This is a genomic window from Devosia sp. XK-2, from assembly GCF_037113415.1.
Lineage (GTDB): Bacteria > Pseudomonadota > Alphaproteobacteria > Rhizobiales > Devosiaceae > Devosia.
In genome coordinates, this window is sequence record NZ_CP146608.1 from 1,489,893 (window position 1) to 1,503,582 (window position 13,690).

Here is a 13,690-nt window from a genome sequence, read left to right on the forward strand (position 1 = left end):
CTCAAAGAACAGGAGAAAGAAGCTTGGCGGCCTGGGTTGCCAGATAGAGCGCCCAGGGGCGGCTTTCCACCTCTGAGAGCCCGACTTGGCGGCAGGATTTGAAGTCCTCTTCCAGCATGGCCTCCACCGCCTTTATGGTTTCGCCATCGGTAAACCACAGAGTGATCTCGAAATTGATGGCGAAAGAACGGTTGTCGAAATTGGCGCTGCCGATCGTGGCCATCTCGTCATCCATCAGCACCACCTTCTGGTGCAGGAAACCGTCGGTATAGCGATAAACGGCGATGTCGTGCTGCACCAGATTATCCGCATGCGCCATGCTGGCCAGCCAGACCAGGGCGTGATCGGGGTTGTCGGGAAGCATCAACCGCACATCCACACCCCGCAAACGCGCCGCAAACAGCGCCGTGCGGATATCGGTGTCGGGCACGAAATAGGGGCTGACGATCCACAGCCGCTTGCGGGCGCGGCCAATCAGGTCGGTAAAGGCAATGGCGCATTCCTCGAGCTTGTCTGCCGGTCCGCTCCCCATCACCAGAACCGACTTGTCGCCAAAACTTGCCAGTTCCGCCGGTGGCCTGCCCGGCAGCCGTTCACCGGTTGCCCACTCCCAATCCTCGCGAAACAATAGCGCGCATCCAAGAGCCGCCGGCCCGGAGACCTTCACATGCGTATCGCGCCAGTGCCCAAGCTTGGGGTTTTCACCCAGATATTCCACCCCCACATTGTGCCCGCCGATCCAGGCGTGTTTGCCGTCGGCCACCACGATCTTGCGGTGGTTGCGGTAATTGATGCGGGTCGGGCCGAACAGGCGCAGGAATTTGTGGCGCCTGTTGAAGCTTGAAACCTTTATGCCGGCGTCGCGCAGTTCGCGCCGATAGCGCTTGGGCATGCCCGTGCTGCCGATATCGTCATAGAGCAGATAGACCGCGACACCCGCCTTGGCCTTGGCAATAAGGCGCTCAGCTAGTTCCTGGCCCAGCCGGTCGTCCCGCACAATATAGAACTGAACCAGCAAATAGTCCTGGGCGGCCTCTATCCCGGCAAAGATCGAGTCGAACGTGGCATGGCCGTCGATGAGTATTTCGACCTCATTGCCCTTGAGGAAAGGCAATTCCGAGACATGCACCTGTACCGGCCATTTGGCATCGGTTTCCCCGTCGATAAGGGACAGGTCCCGGGCACGCAGGGGTCTGTTTGCGCGACCGTTCTGCATGCGGTCGGTCGCATAGTCGTCGAACAGCTTCCACCCGAAGATAAGGTAGAGCAGCACAGTCGGTATGGGCAGCAATATCAAGGAGAGTACCCAGGCAATCGAGCCTTGCGAGGTGCGCGAATTGAGGATCTCGCGCACGGCGCAGACGATGGCCAGGAGGTAGATGGCGCCCATGACCAGCGCCACCAGATGCAGATCCGCCACCACGGCGCGGATAATATCGTCTATCCCGAACACGATGGGCCTTTCGCCATGTTGAGGCGGCACTCTATCAGCAGCGGCGCCCATCACAATGGCTTCCGGGAACGCAACGCGCGGTGCCGACCTATCCGGTTCAGGCGGGGTCAGCCTCCATCACGCTCGAAATATCGATCGGCGTGCGGTCTTCCATCCAGGGCGGCACTGGCAGGTCCTTGCCGCGCAGGAAGGTGGGGTTAAAGATCTTGCTGGCATAGCGATTGCCGTAATCGCACAGCACCGTCACAATGGTCTTGCCCGGTCCCAGATCGCGCGCCATGCGCACCGCGCCCGCTATATTGATGGCGCTCGAGCCGCCCAGGCACAGCCCCTCATGCTCCAGCAGGTCATAGATATAGGGCAGGGCCTCCGCATCAGAAATACGATAGGGCATATCCACCTTGAGCCCCTCGAGATTGGCGGTGATGCGGCCCTGGCCGATGCCCTCGGTGATCGAATCGCCAGACGATTTCAATTCGCCATGGGCGTAATATTCATAAAGCGCAGCGCCTTCGGGGTCCGCCAGGCCAATCTTGATGTCCGAATTGCGGGCGCGCAGGGCTTCGGCAACACCCGCAAGCGTGCCACCTGAGCCAACGGCGCAGATGAACCCATCAATCCGCCCGTTGGTCTGCTGCCAGATTTCCGGGCCGGTCGTTTCTACATGGGCGCGACGGTTCGAGACATTGTCGAACTGATTGGCCCATATCGCGCCATTGGGCAATTCAGCGTTGAGTTTCTCGGCCAGGCGCCCGGAAACCTTGATGTAATTGTTCGGGTTGCGATAGGGCTTGGCCGGGACTTCGATCAGTTCGGCGCCATAAAGGCGCAAGGCGTCCTTCTTTTCCTGGCTCTGCGTCTCGGGGATGACGATCACCGATTTGAAGCCAAGCGAATTGGCCACCAGGGTCAGCCCGATCCCCGTATTGCCGGCCGTCCCCTCGACAATGGTGCCACCCGGCTTGAGGCGCCCGGATTTGACGGCATCGTGGATGATGAACAGCGCTGCACGATCCTTGACCGACTGGCCGGGATTGAGAAATTCCGCCTTGCCCCAAATATCGCATCCGGTCAGCGTGGAGACGCGGTTGAGGCGGATCAGCGGCGTATTGCCGATGGCGGAAATGAGGTCTTCGTGCTTGGCCATGGTCTATTTTCTCGGAAGAACAGACACTTATCGTAAGGTGACGATCATGGTGCGGCAAGCGCCGAGCGCATGTTTCAGCAGCGCTTTTCCCGCTGATAGGCCGCCGCGCAAGCGGGCGGTCGAACCATAGCGTCCCCAGAGCATAGATTTGCGCAATATCAACTCCTGGCGGAGAGGGCACCAAAGGCTTCGAGCGCACGTTGGCGGCTCGCCTTCAAATCCACGATGGTCCGGGGATAGGTCTTGCCGATCTCTACGCCTGCCCTGTGCAGCGCCTCCATTGGCGCGCGCGACGGGTCATGGATAAATTGATCTTCCAGCGAGGCCAGCTCCGGAACCCAGCGCCGGATATAAGCGCCGGACGGATCAAACCGTTCGCTCTGTGTTACGGGATTGAAGATGCGGAAATAGGGCGCCGCGTCAAGGCCGCTGCCAGCCACCCATTGCCAGCTTGCCGGGTTATTGGCCGGGTCGGCATCCACCAGGCAATCCCAGAACCAGCGTTCGCCCTCACGCCAGTCGATGAGCAGGTTTTTGCTGAGCAATGACGCCACGAGCATGCGCACCCGATTGTGCATATAGCCCGTTTCCCAAAGTTCATGCATGCCGGCATCGACAATCGGGATTCCCGTCAGGCCCTTTTGCCAATCCCGCAACTGCGCTGGAGCATGCCGCCATTGCCAGTCCGCAAATTTAGATTGCATCGGCACATTGGCAATGTCCTGCCGGTGGTAAAGCTGGTGGTAGCTGAAATCGCGCCAGGCCAGTTCGGAAAGAAACTTGTCCACGGCCGCTGCCTTGTCAGGGTGCACATGGGCGAAGGCCCTGGCTGCATGCCAGATTTGCCGCGCACTGATCTCGCCGAACCGCAAATGCGGCGACAGGCGGGACGTCACATCCAGCGCCGGACGATCACGTCCGTCCGGATATGCGCCGACCTGCTCCGCCAGAAACGTATCAAGTCTGCTTTGGGCTGCCGCTTCTCCGACAGTCCAGTGTTTCGCAAGCTTGCCGGCCCAGTCCGGCTGCCAATACGCAGTGTCGACATCGCCCAATTTGTTTTTTTGCCTCGCCGAGCCGGGGCCAGGGATCGCGCGCGTAATGTCACGTTCCCTCAATGACTTCCAAAAGGGCGTGAAGACGGAATAGGGCTGGCCTTGCCCGGTTTCGATGTCCCAGGGCTCGATAAGCACATTTCCCGGATAGGAGGTCACGGCAAGTCCCCGCTCGCGCAGGGATGCCTTGATCTCCGCGTCGACCGCGCGCTCGGCCGGTCCATAGCGCCGATTCCAATGCAGCGTCTGGGCACCTGTCTTGCGCGCAACGTCTTCGACAACGGCCTGCGCCGCTCCGGTCCGGATCTGTAGCGCAACGCCGATCTCGGCCAGTGCCTGCGCCAGCTCGCTCAGGCTACGATGCAACCACCACCGTGCCGCGCCGCCCAATGGGCGCAATCCGTCGTCGGTCTCGTGAATATAAAGCGCCTCCACGCGCGCCCCAGCGCGGCACGCGGCCTCAAGGGCGGGATTGTCGGACAGGCGCAGGTCGTTGCGCAGCCAAACCAGAGCTGTGGTCACCGAATGCCTCCTTGCACGGCCGCATTACGTGCGGGCCATGCAGGCGGTTCAGTTCACTCCATCAATTCGGCAAGTTCTTCGAGCGCGGCGCTCCACGCTTCCATCGAAAAGATGCGGGTCTGTGCATCGGCGTGGGGCAGGCCGCGTTCGGTCAGGGTGATGCTGGTGCTGTCGTCAGCGATGGCTTTGAAGGTAACGTCCAGGACAAAGATCAACTCGCCGTCCTCGTCTTCATCCTTGTGAATCCAGGACAAGACCAGCCGTTCATCCTCGACAAAGGTCAGAACCTCGCCAGAGACTTCATGGTCTTCTTCGCCTTCCTCTTCAGCAAAGGTCACAAAGCGATATTGACCACCTTCAAAGGCGTCGAATTCGGCTTCGTCCGCTTCCCACTGCTCGATCAGTGCAGGATCGGTCCAGGCGGCGAACACATCGGACACATGCGCAGCAATGGTTCGGGTCAGCGTGATCTGGCTTTCGCTATCGGCGTCCATGCCATTGCTCATGAGGAATTCCTTTCGGGGGGCGTGGTCCGGCCTGGTCGAGTGATCCGCAAAAATACCAGTGATGGGCACAAAGGCGAAGAGCTGGTTGGCGCCATTCATGCCGAACTGACACGCTGCGCCATCACCGCAATAAGGGCGCTTCACCGTGCAGGACTTGGTATGAAGGGGAAATGGCTCCGCGAGTAGGACTCGAACCTACGACCCAGCGATTAACAGTCGCTTGCTCTACCAACTGAGCTATCGCGGAACACTTTCGTGCGCCCTCTTGGCGAAGGCGAGGTCCGTGTACCCAAACCGATCCGGTTTGCCAAGCCCCAAATCTCACCGCATGTGAATAAGTTTTCAGTTCGATGACACCCTGGCGCGCCGCGCCAGGTCAACCAGGTCTGCCAATGTGTTGAGATTGGTGAAGGGGTCCGAGGCCTGCGTGCCGCTCCAATCGACAGCGACACCGCCCAATTGCGCCAGCAGGGTCTTGGGACTGTTTGGCGCGACACCATTGGCGACTTGCTCCGGCAGGTCCTGCAACGCATCGAGGCGCCACGCGGCATTGGTGGGATAGGCATTGCCATCCCAGGCGGCATAGGCGGCCGGAACGCCACTATCCAGTTCGGCCAGCAGCCTGGAGATATAGTCCTCGGGTAGAAATGGCGTGTCGACAGCAACCGTCACCAGCCGCGCGTCCGCTTCGGCCCGGGCGCGCAAATGGTGGACGGCGGCGACGATACCAGCCAGCGGGCCGCCAAGCCGGTTATCCAGATCGGGCAGGGCGATGCCAAAAGAGATCGGATAGGCCGGAGAAGGCCCGGTCGACACCAGAACCGTCTCTTTGTCCACGCGCAGCCGCGCGGCGACTCGCTCCAGTAGTGTCACACCGTCAAGGCGAAGAGCGGCCTTGCGGACGCCCCCCAGCCGGTTTCCTTCGCCACCGGCCAGAATGAGGAAGTGAGGTGTCAATGGGCCTTTTCCCGGCGCAGCAGCAGGAAGAGCGCGATACCTCCAACCAGGCCCCAGAACGGCGCCCCCACGCCACCAATCGTAAGACCGGATGCGGTGGTGACGAAGGTCAATATAGCCGGCAGGCGCATGTCTTCGGCCGCGAGAGCTCCGGCGAGCGACGAGGCAAGGCTGGAAAACAGCGCCAGCCCGGCAACGGCCTGGATGAGAAGCGGAGGCGCTGCGGCGATGAATGCCGCAGCGAGCCCGGCGGCCAGTCCAAGTACAATATAGACAAAGCCTGCCGTCATCGGCGCCGGCCAGCGGCTATCCGGATCGGGATGGGCTTCCGGCCCTGCGCAAATTGCGGCGGTAATCGCGGCCAGATTGCTGGTGATCCCGCCGAAAAACGCACTCGCCGCGCTGGCCAGTCCGGTCAGGGCAAATAGGGGCGCCGGTTGCAGCTGATAGCCATTGGCTCGCATCACCGCGATACCGGGCAGGTTCTGCGATGCCATGGTCACCACATAAAGGGGTAGGGCGATGCGAACGATCGAATCGACGGTGAAGCTGGGCATGACGGGCACCAGCGCCGGCCAGGCATTGACGAATGTGTCGTCGGATAGCTGCGTTGTCGTCGCCAAAATAATGCCTGTGGCCGCCACCGCCAGCGGCACTGCATAGCGCCGCGCGAAACGCAGTCCGAGCCCCCAGATCAGAATGATGGGCAAGGCGTGCCAGGGCATTTCGCCCACCGCATTGAGTGGCGCCAGGCACAGCGTCAGCAGCATGCCGGCCAGCATGGCATTGGCAATTGCCGCTGGAATCGCAGCGATGGCCCGGGCCAGCGGCTTGATGAGCCCGGTCAGGATTACAAGAACCGCGCAGACGAGAAAGGCCCCCACGACCGCCGAAAACCCGCCAGGAGGCTCCCCTACGGTCAGCAAAAATGCCGCGCCAGGCGTGCTCCATGCAAAGCTCACCGGCACCCGCACCCGCCAGGCGACCACAATATTGAGAATGCCGATGGCGATGCAGATCGAAAACAGGCCGGACCCGGCCTGTTGCGGGGAGGCACCCGCCGCCGTCAGCGCGGCCAGAATAAGCGTGAACGTACTCGCATAGCCCACAATAGAAGCGAGCAAACCGGCCAATACCGGTTGGGCGAGATCTGTGCGGGCGACAGTTGACGTGCTGACGGTCATGGCGATTCCCGAGGTGGCTTCCGGCGGAAGCTACCGGCTCGCGACGTCTGGCGCTACCCGGGGCGCACTAGGATCATATTGCTTTGGTGACTGGAGGCCGCGTCCGGAATCGAACCGGAGTACACGGATTTGCAATCCGCTGCGTAACCACTCCGCCACGCGGCCTCTGGGCGCTGTACCTATTGGACGCCAATCGCTTATGCAATAGGTTGCGTGGTGTGCTGTGAATTTTCTGGCGCGCGGGATCGTCGAAGCGTCCGCCTTCGGCAATCGGATATGCATGAAACTCTTGCTGGGCCGTAGACAGGCAGGCGATCGATGCAGTTCAAGGTCACGTCATCCTATTATGACGAAGCGAGCAAACACCTGGTCTATACCGCGACCGGCGAGCGCGATGGCGCGCGCTATACGGTTTCCTCCCGGGTCAAATGCCTCAAGCCGCCCACCACGCCGGAACGGCTGCATATGGTGGTCCTGCTCGCCCTTATGGATCAGTTCAAGCGCCCGAGCCCTTCGGGGCGGCGCGGCTGATCTGGCCCTGCGCCGTGATGGAACACTCGCCGCGCCCCACAGTTGATCTCCTGACGCCAGCGAGGAGAACTGAAATGGCGAAACGGCAGGACAAGGCGCATATAGCCCCTCTGGAGACCGGCAGAGGTGAACAGCAGGACGACAATATCGACGATCTGGGCCATCGACCCGACGGCACTGAGCAGGATCAGCCCGTCCATCCCTCCACACCGGACAAAACCCATCCGAAACCGGATAAACGGTCCCCGACAAAAGGTTAAATTGTCGCGGAGACACAAGCGGACTTGTCATCAAGGCCATCCGGGCATATTCACGTCCAGCATATGAAGCGGGGTGATGTCCAGGTGGCCATGATCGATTACACGTCGGCACGAAGGGCAATGGTTGATAACCAGATCGCCGTCAGCTCGGTGGTGGAGCCGCGGCTCCTGTCGGCCCTGCTGACCGTGCCGCGCGAGATATTTGTTCCTCAGGGCCGCCAGGCCCTTGCTTATAGCGATGCGCCGCATGCCCTGGGCGGTGGACGATATATGCCCGCACCCGTCGAATTTGCGCGTATCGCGCAACTGGCCGCCATCCAGCCCGCCGACCGCGTTCTCGACCTCGGCTGTGGCACCGGTTACTCATCCGCCGTTTTGGCCCATTTGGCCCATACTGTCATCGCCTATGAGCAGGATAAGGAGCTGGCAAGCATTGCCAGGCACAATCTGGACAGGGCGAATCTGTCCAATGTCAGTGTTGCCACCGGTGATGAAGAGGCTGTTTTGGCTGGGCCGTTTGATGCAATTGTTGTCGAGACTGCCTTGCGCGAGCCGCCCCCGGTCTTACTCGACCGCCTGGCGCCAGGCGGGCGCTTGGTTGCCGTTATCGGGGCAGGCCGCACCGGCGTGGCGACAATCTGGACCCATACGGCCGGGGGCGTCGTGTCACGGTCGCATTTCAACGCCACATTGCCCGCGCTGATCGAGCGGGGCGCGGGGGAAGAGTTCGTGTTTTGAGCGCATATGTTGCCATCGGGCCACGCCTGCGCATGAAGATGCGGTTAAATTTTGTTCGGCATTGCCTGAGTCGGTTGTACACCCCATTTGCCGGGCGTAAGGGTGTTGGGGTCTGGAGGCAGATTGATGATTAGTCGTGGTTTTTTGCGGGCGGGTGCCTACGCCCTGTTGCTGACGTGCTCCTCGCTGGGCAGCGCGTATGCGCAATCGATCTCCCAGGCTTTGACGGCCGCCTATGATCACGCGCCGGACCTGCAATCGGCACTGATCAGCGCCAAAGCATCGGCCGAAGGCATCGTGCAGGCAAAATCGGGCATGCTTCCCACCATTGGCGCCTCCCTCAGTGGCAGCCAAAACGCCAATCTGATCGGCGGAAACTGGACCAGCAGCAGTTCGCTGACCACCGGCCTGTCCTACAATCAGACCATTTACGACAACAACCGCACCGCCGCGCGCGTCGAGGCCGCAAGGGCCGCCGCCGAGGTTGCCGAACACCAGATCCGCAATACCGAGCAGAACGTGCTGCTCCAGGTCGTCCAGGCCTATATGGCTGTATTGAGCGGCCGGGACCTATTGTCCCTGCGTCAGGAAAATATCAGCTTCTTCCAGGCCCAATTGCAGTCGGCGCAGGACCGGCTGGATGTTGGCGAAGGCACCAAGATCGACGTCGCCCAGGCCCAGGCGCGGTTGGCGCAGGGGCAGGCGGCCTATCAGGCGGCCGTCAGCACGCTGCAGACCAGCGAGGCGACCTTCCAGCGCCTGGTGGGGCAGCGTCCGCAGGGCCTGTCGACCAGCCATGGCTATGCCAATCTGGTGCCGCGCTCGATTGACGCGGCCATTGCCGAGGCCGAAATCGGCCATCCGGCCATTCTGCTGGCCAAGGCCAGCATTCGCGCCGCTCAGGCCGGCAGCGATGCCGCCGAGGCCGCTTTCGGTCCGACCGCCAGCGTCACCGGACAGGTCGGAACCAGCTGGACGGGCCCATCCGGTGGTGTGCGGGACGGTATCAGCGCCTCGCTGGGCTTCCAGGTCACCATTCCCATCTACGCCGGCGGTGCCATCGGCTCGGGTGTGCGCCAGGCCAATCTCAATCAGATCAAGTCGGAAGTGGACGCCATGGGCGCCTACGACCAGATCCGCGAGGCCGTGATTTCGGCCTGGACCGGTATTCAGAGCGCCGACGCGCAGATCAGCGCCGCCCAGGCCGCGGTGACATCGAGCAATACCGTGCTCGACGGCGTCATTCAGGAACGGGACCTGGGCACCGCGACCACCTTGGACGTGCTCAATGCCCAGGCCGATCTGACCAGCGCGCGCGAGGCGCTGATCAACGCCTCCAATGGCAAGACCATTGCAACATTCTCGCTGTTGAGCGCCATGGGTCGCCTCACGGCCCGCGATCTTGGCCTGCCGGTCCAGATCAAAACCGCTATACCCTATACGCGGGCCGTCGAGGATGTGTGGCAGGAATTGCGCACCGTCGTTGAATAGGCTCATGTGAGTGTTCCAGATATTGTGGCCGGGCCAGTCCCGGCCACAACTTTTCGTGGAAGACATTCACTTCCTGCCTTGGGGCGATTCCTAAGACGGGCGCATATGTTTAAGCTGCTGGTTACGAATCAGGGTGGGCGGCCGCGGGCGTCTTCCCAGTCGGGCGCATGAGTAAGAGGCACTGATGAACAAGCCGGCACCTAAAGAACCGTCCATGGACGAAATCCTGTCGTCCATTCGACAGATTATCGCCGACGATGACGCCGCCGGTGCACCTCGCCGCCCGTCCGTTCAGTCTGCGCCCCCGCCCATGGAAGCGGCCCCCGCGCGTCCACTAGGCGAGCAGGATGATCGCGATCTCAGCGATATGCTCGACGACGTCGAACCCTTGGCGCTGTCTCCCGAACAGATCGTCGAGGAAGGCAGTGACTCCGAAGGCTTCAGCTTCGATTCCATTCTCGCCGATACCGAAGGCGCGGAAACCGAAGCGCCGAGCCTTGTCGAGGCCGAGGACGTAACCTTCGACGCCGACGACGATTTGCCCAGTTTCGACCCTGCTCCGGCGCGCGAGCGGCCGCAGGAGCAGCCGGCCCCTGCCGCCAGGGCCACCCCGAGGCCGGCCCCCGCGCCCGAGCCGGAACCCGAGATTGAACCGGTCTTTGCACCTGAGCCCGAACCGGTCGTGGAAGAGCCTGTCGCACAGGCCGAATCGCTCCCCGACCCGACCTTGACCGCTGACATGGCGGACCAATTGCTGGAACCGGCCACGCGTGCCGCCGTACGCGGCTCCATTGGCAAGCTCACCGCTCTCGGCATCGGCAATCCCGGCCTCACCATCGAAGCGATGATGCGCGACATGTTGCGCCCCATGCTCAAGGAATGGCTGGATGAAAATCTGCCATCGGTTGTCGAGCGTATGGTGGAAAAGGAAATCGCCCGCGTTTCCCGCGGCGAGTAGGGCTCTCATGGGCATCAGCCGTTTCAAGGCCTGTTGACCCCGCACCCCGCATTTGCTTGAAGTCTGCCAACCTATTTCGACCCGCCTAGGTCTTGCCTGGCGGGTCGCTGCTGTTCGCGAGTGACCGATGCTTGAAAAGACCTATGAACCCGCCGCCGTCGAAGGCCGCATCTACGATGCCTGGCTCGACGCTAAGGCCTTTGCCGCAGGGGCAGGGGCCAAGCCTGGCGCGGAAACCTTCACCATCGTCATCCCGCCGCCCAATGTCACCGGCTCGCTCCACATCGGTCACGCGCTGAACAATACCATTCAGGACATTCTGGTGCGGTTTAACCGCATGCTGAAAAAGGACGTGCTCTGGCAGCCCGGCACCGATCATGCTGGCATCGCCACCCAGATGATTGTCGAGCGTCAGCTCGCCGAAAAGCAGCTCGACCGCCGCTCCATGGGTCGTGAGGCCTTTATCGACCGGGTCTGGGAGTGGAAGGCCGAAAGCGGCGGCACCATCATGAACCAGTTGAAGCGTCTCGGCGCTTCGGCCGATTTCAGCCGCGAGAAGTTCACCATGGGTGATCGCGGCCAGCCCGATGACCAGATGGTCCGCGCTGTCACCAAAGTCTTTGTCGAGCTACACAAGCGCGGCCTGATCTACCGCGCCAAGCGGCTGGTCAACTGGCATCCGGGCCTCGAAACCGCGATCTCCGATCTGGAAGTCGAAAATATCGAGATCAAGGGCCACATGTGGCACCTGCGCTATCCTCTGGCTGATGGCGTAACCTATCAGTTCCCGATTGTGGACGAGGAGGGCAATGTCACGGGCCATGAAACCCGCGACTATGTCGTCGTTGCCACCACGCGCCCCGAGACCATGCTGGGCGACGTTGCCGTCGCCGTGCACCCCGATGACGAGCGCTATGCCAGCCTTGTCGGCAAGTTCATCGAATTGCCGCTGGTCGGCCGCCGCATACCCGTTGTCGCCGACGACTATGCCGACCCGGCCCTGGGCACCGGTGCCGTTAAGATCACTCCGGCGCATGACTTCAACGATTTCGAAGTCGGCACTCGCGCTGGCGTCGAGCCGATCAATGTCTTCACCACGCGCGGCGCCATCATCGATGCCGATTTCATCCCCGCGAAATATCGTGGCATGGATCGCTTCGAGGCGCGCAAGGCCATCGTTGCCGATCTTGCCGTCATGGCCGAAGAAAACCCGACGCGCGGCCTCAGCCATATCGAAGACAAGAAGATCATGGTTCCGCATGACGAAAAGTCCAAGCTCGTCGTCATCGAGCCCTTCCTGACCGACCAGTGGTGGGTCAAGGCCGATGTGCTGGCGCAGCCAGCGCTCGCCTCGGTACGCGAAGGCCGCACCAAGTTTGTGCCTCAGCAATACGAGAACACCTATTTCGCCTGGCTCGAAAACATCAAGCCCTGGTGCATTTCGCGGCAGCTCTGGTGGGGACACCAGATCCCGGCCTGGTACGGTCCGGACAATGAGGCATTTGTCGCCTATGATGAAGCAGAGGCTCAGGCCCTCGCCGACGAGCATTATGGCGAGCCGGTGGAACTGACCCGCGATCCGGACGTGCTCGACACTTGGTTCTCCTCGGCCCTCTGGCCCTTCTCGACCCTGGGCTGGCCGGACGAAACGCCCGAGCTCAAGCGCTACTACCCCACCGATGTGCTGGTCACCGGCTTCGACATCATCTTCTTCTGGGTGGCCCGCATGATGATGATGGGGCTCGAATTCCTCGATAAGGAGCCATTCCACACGGTCTACATGCATGCCCTGGTCCGCGACGAGAAGGGCCAGAAGATGAGCAAGACCAAGGGCAACGTCATCGATCCTCTCAAGCTCGTCGACGAATATGGCGCCGACGCCACCCGCTTCACCCTCGCGGCCATGGCCGCCCAGGGGCGCGATCTCAAGCTCGCCATTTCGCGTGTCGAGGGCTATCGCAACTTCGTCACCAAGCTCTGGAACGCCGCGCGCTTCCTCGAGATGAACGAATGCCGCCGCGTCGAGGGTTATGACCCCAAGGTCAACACGCTACCGCTCAATCGCTGGATCGTCGGCGCCACCGCCCGCGCCCTTCAGTCCGCGCGCGCCGGCATCGAGGACTATAAGTTCAACGAAGCTGCCAACAGCGCCTATGATTTCGTCTGGGGCACCTTCTGCGACTGGTATGTGGAATTCGCCAAGCCGGTCTTTATGGGCGAAGACGAGGCGGCCAAGGCCGAGACGCGCGCCACCGCCGCCTGGGCGCTCGATCAGATCCTGATCATGCTGCATCCCATCATGCCCTTCGTCACCGAGGAGCTTTGGGAAGAAACCGGCAAGTTCGGCCCGGCCCGCCAAAGCATGCTGATCACCACCGAGTGGCCGGACCTGTCGGGTCTGGAAGACGCCGACGCTGACGCCGAACTCGCCTGGCTGATCGATGTCATTTCCAATGTCCGTTCGGTCCGTGCCGAAATGAACGTGCCTGCGGGCGCCAGGCTGCAATTGGTCGTGACCGGGGCAGGGGAGCAGACCCTGCGCCGTCTCGTCGCCGGCACCTCGTTGATTTCCCGCCTCGCGCGTCTCGAGGAGATTTCGCCGCAGAATGAAGTGCCCGGTGAATCCGCTCAATTCGTCGTCGGCGACGCCACCTTCGCCCTGCCGTTGGCGGGGGTGATCGACATTGCCGTCGAAAAGGCCCGGCTGGAAAAAGAGATCGGGAAGCTGGACGGCGAAATCGCCCAGATCGACAAGAAGCTGGGCAATGAACAGTTTGTGTCCAAGGCGCCTGAAGAGGTAATCGAAGAGCAGAAGTCGCGCCGCGAGACGGCATTCGAGCGGCGGACCAAAATCCAGGACGCCCTCAAGCGTCTCAGCTAGGCAGGAC

The 13,690-nt window shown here is 61.7% G+C and carries 12 protein-coding genes and 2 tRNA genes; 6 read left to right on the top strand and 8 right to left on the bottom strand.

The window, feature by feature from the left end:
• Window position 1 precedes the first annotated feature (1 nt).
• The 8 genes from cls to V8Z65_RS07210 all read right to left on the bottom strand — a co-directional run bounded on the left by cls (window position 2) and on the right by V8Z65_RS07210 (window position 6,989).
• Window positions 2-1,453, bottom strand: coding sequence for a cardiolipin synthase (gene cls / locus V8Z65_RS07175; RefSeq protein ID WP_338723463.1), 1,452 nt, complete (start codon window positions 1,451-1,453; stop codon window positions 2-4).
• A gap of 97 nt (window positions 1,454-1,550) precedes the next feature.
• On the bottom strand, window positions 1,551-2,600 hold the full coding sequence (locus V8Z65_RS07180) for a cysteine synthase A (RefSeq protein WP_338723464.1): 1,050 nt from the start codon (window positions 2,598-2,600) through the stop codon (window positions 1,551-1,553).
• A gap of 158 nt (window positions 2,601-2,758) precedes the next feature.
• Window positions 2,759-4,177: a deoxyribodipyrimidine photo-lyase gene (locus V8Z65_RS07185; RefSeq protein ID WP_338723465.1), complete on the bottom strand. Its 1,419-nt coding sequence runs from the start codon at window positions 4,175-4,177 to the stop codon at window positions 2,759-2,761.
• Window positions 4,178-4,230: 53 nt separating this feature from the next.
• Window positions 4,231-4,683: an SRPBCC domain-containing protein gene (locus V8Z65_RS07190; RefSeq protein ID WP_338723466.1), complete on the bottom strand. Its 453-nt coding sequence runs from the start codon at window positions 4,681-4,683 to the stop codon at window positions 4,231-4,233.
• A 171-nt stretch (window positions 4,684-4,854) separates the two neighbouring features.
• Window positions 4,855-4,930, bottom strand: a tRNA-Asn gene (locus V8Z65_RS07195).
• 95 nt (window positions 4,931-5,025) lie between these two features.
• Window positions 5,026-5,640: a molybdenum cofactor guanylyltransferase gene (locus tag V8Z65_RS07200; RefSeq protein WP_338723467.1), complete on the bottom strand. Its 615-nt coding sequence runs from the start codon at window positions 5,638-5,640 to the stop codon at window positions 5,026-5,028.
• On the bottom strand, window positions 5,637-6,824 hold the full coding sequence (locus V8Z65_RS07205; protein WP_338723468.1) for a benzoate/H(+) symporter BenE family transporter: 1,188 nt from the start codon (window positions 6,822-6,824) through the stop codon (window positions 5,637-5,639). Before V8Z65_RS07205 ends, V8Z65_RS07200 begins: the two co-directional genes overlap by 4 nt.
• 91 nt (window positions 6,825-6,915) lie before the next feature.
• Window positions 6,916-6,989 (bottom strand) — tRNA-Cys (locus V8Z65_RS07210).
• Between the two features lie 153 nt (window positions 6,990-7,142).
• Between V8Z65_RS07210 and V8Z65_RS07215 the strand changes: the two genes are divergently transcribed.
• From V8Z65_RS07215 to V8Z65_RS07240, 6 genes are all read left to right on the top strand, one after another.
• Window positions 7,143-7,355, top strand: coding sequence for a hypothetical protein (locus tag V8Z65_RS07215; protein WP_338723469.1), 213 nt, complete (start codon window positions 7,143-7,145; stop codon window positions 7,353-7,355).
• Window positions 7,356-7,429: 74 nt separating this feature from the next.
• Complete coding sequence (locus V8Z65_RS07220) at window positions 7,430-7,615, top strand: hypothetical protein (protein ID WP_338723470.1); 186 nt, start codon at window positions 7,430-7,432, stop codon at window positions 7,613-7,615.
• A gap of 120 nt (window positions 7,616-7,735) precedes the next feature.
• Complete coding sequence (locus V8Z65_RS07225) at window positions 7,736-8,353, top strand: protein-L-isoaspartate O-methyltransferase (protein ID WP_338723472.1); 618 nt, start codon at window positions 7,736-7,738, stop codon at window positions 8,351-8,353.
• A 126-nt stretch (window positions 8,354-8,479) separates the two neighbouring features.
• Window positions 8,480-9,844 carry a TolC family outer membrane protein gene (locus tag V8Z65_RS07230; protein ID WP_338723474.1) on the top strand — a complete coding sequence of 455 codons (1,365 nt, stop codon included), beginning with the start codon at window positions 8,480-8,482 and terminating at the stop codon, window positions 9,842-9,844.
• 184 nt (window positions 9,845-10,028) lie between these two features.
• Window positions 10,029-10,802, top strand: a complete 774-nt coding sequence (locus tag V8Z65_RS07235; RefSeq protein WP_338723476.1) for a DUF2497 domain-containing protein — start codon at window positions 10,029-10,031, stop codon at window positions 10,800-10,802.
• Between the two features lie 127 nt (window positions 10,803-10,929).
• On the top strand, window positions 10,930-13,683 hold the full coding sequence (locus tag V8Z65_RS07240; protein ID WP_338723478.1) for a valine--tRNA ligase: 2,754 nt from the start codon (window positions 10,930-10,932) through the stop codon (window positions 13,681-13,683).
• Window positions 13,684-13,690 lie beyond the last annotated feature (7 nt).

What these genes read in the sequence shown, in the direction of transcription:
- V8Z65_RS07215 (WP_338723469.1), top strand. Translation starts at nt 7,143, where the DNA reads ATGCAGTTCAAGGTCACGTCATCCTATTATGACGAAGCGAGCAAACAC.
- V8Z65_RS07235 (WP_338723476.1), top strand. Translation starts at nt 10,029, where the DNA reads ATGAACAAGCCGGCACCTAAAGAACCGTCCATGGACGAAATCCTGTCG.
- V8Z65_RS07230 (WP_338723474.1), top strand. Translation starts at nt 8,480, where the DNA reads ATGATTAGTCGTGGTTTTTTGCGGGCGGGTGCCTACGCCCTGTTGCTG.
- V8Z65_RS07180 (WP_338723464.1), bottom strand. Translation starts at nt 2,600, where the DNA reads ATGGCCAAGCACGAAGACCTCATTTCCGCCATCGGCAATACGCCGCTG.
- V8Z65_RS07225 (WP_338723472.1), top strand. Translation starts at nt 7,736, where the DNA reads ATGGTTGATAACCAGATCGCCGTCAGCTCGGTGGTGGAGCCGCGGCTC.
- V8Z65_RS07205 (WP_338723468.1), bottom strand. Translation starts at nt 6,824, where the DNA reads ATGACCGTCAGCACGTCAACTGTCGCCCGCACAGATCTCGCCCAACCG.
- V8Z65_RS07190 (WP_338723466.1), bottom strand. Translation starts at nt 4,683, where the DNA reads ATGAGCAATGGCATGGACGCCGATAGCGAAAGCCAGATCACGCTGACC.
- V8Z65_RS07240 (WP_338723478.1), top strand. Translation starts at nt 10,930, where the DNA reads ATGCTTGAAAAGACCTATGAACCCGCCGCCGTCGAAGGCCGCATCTAC.
- V8Z65_RS07220 (WP_338723470.1), top strand. Translation starts at nt 7,430, where the DNA reads ATGGCGAAACGGCAGGACAAGGCGCATATAGCCCCTCTGGAGACCGGC.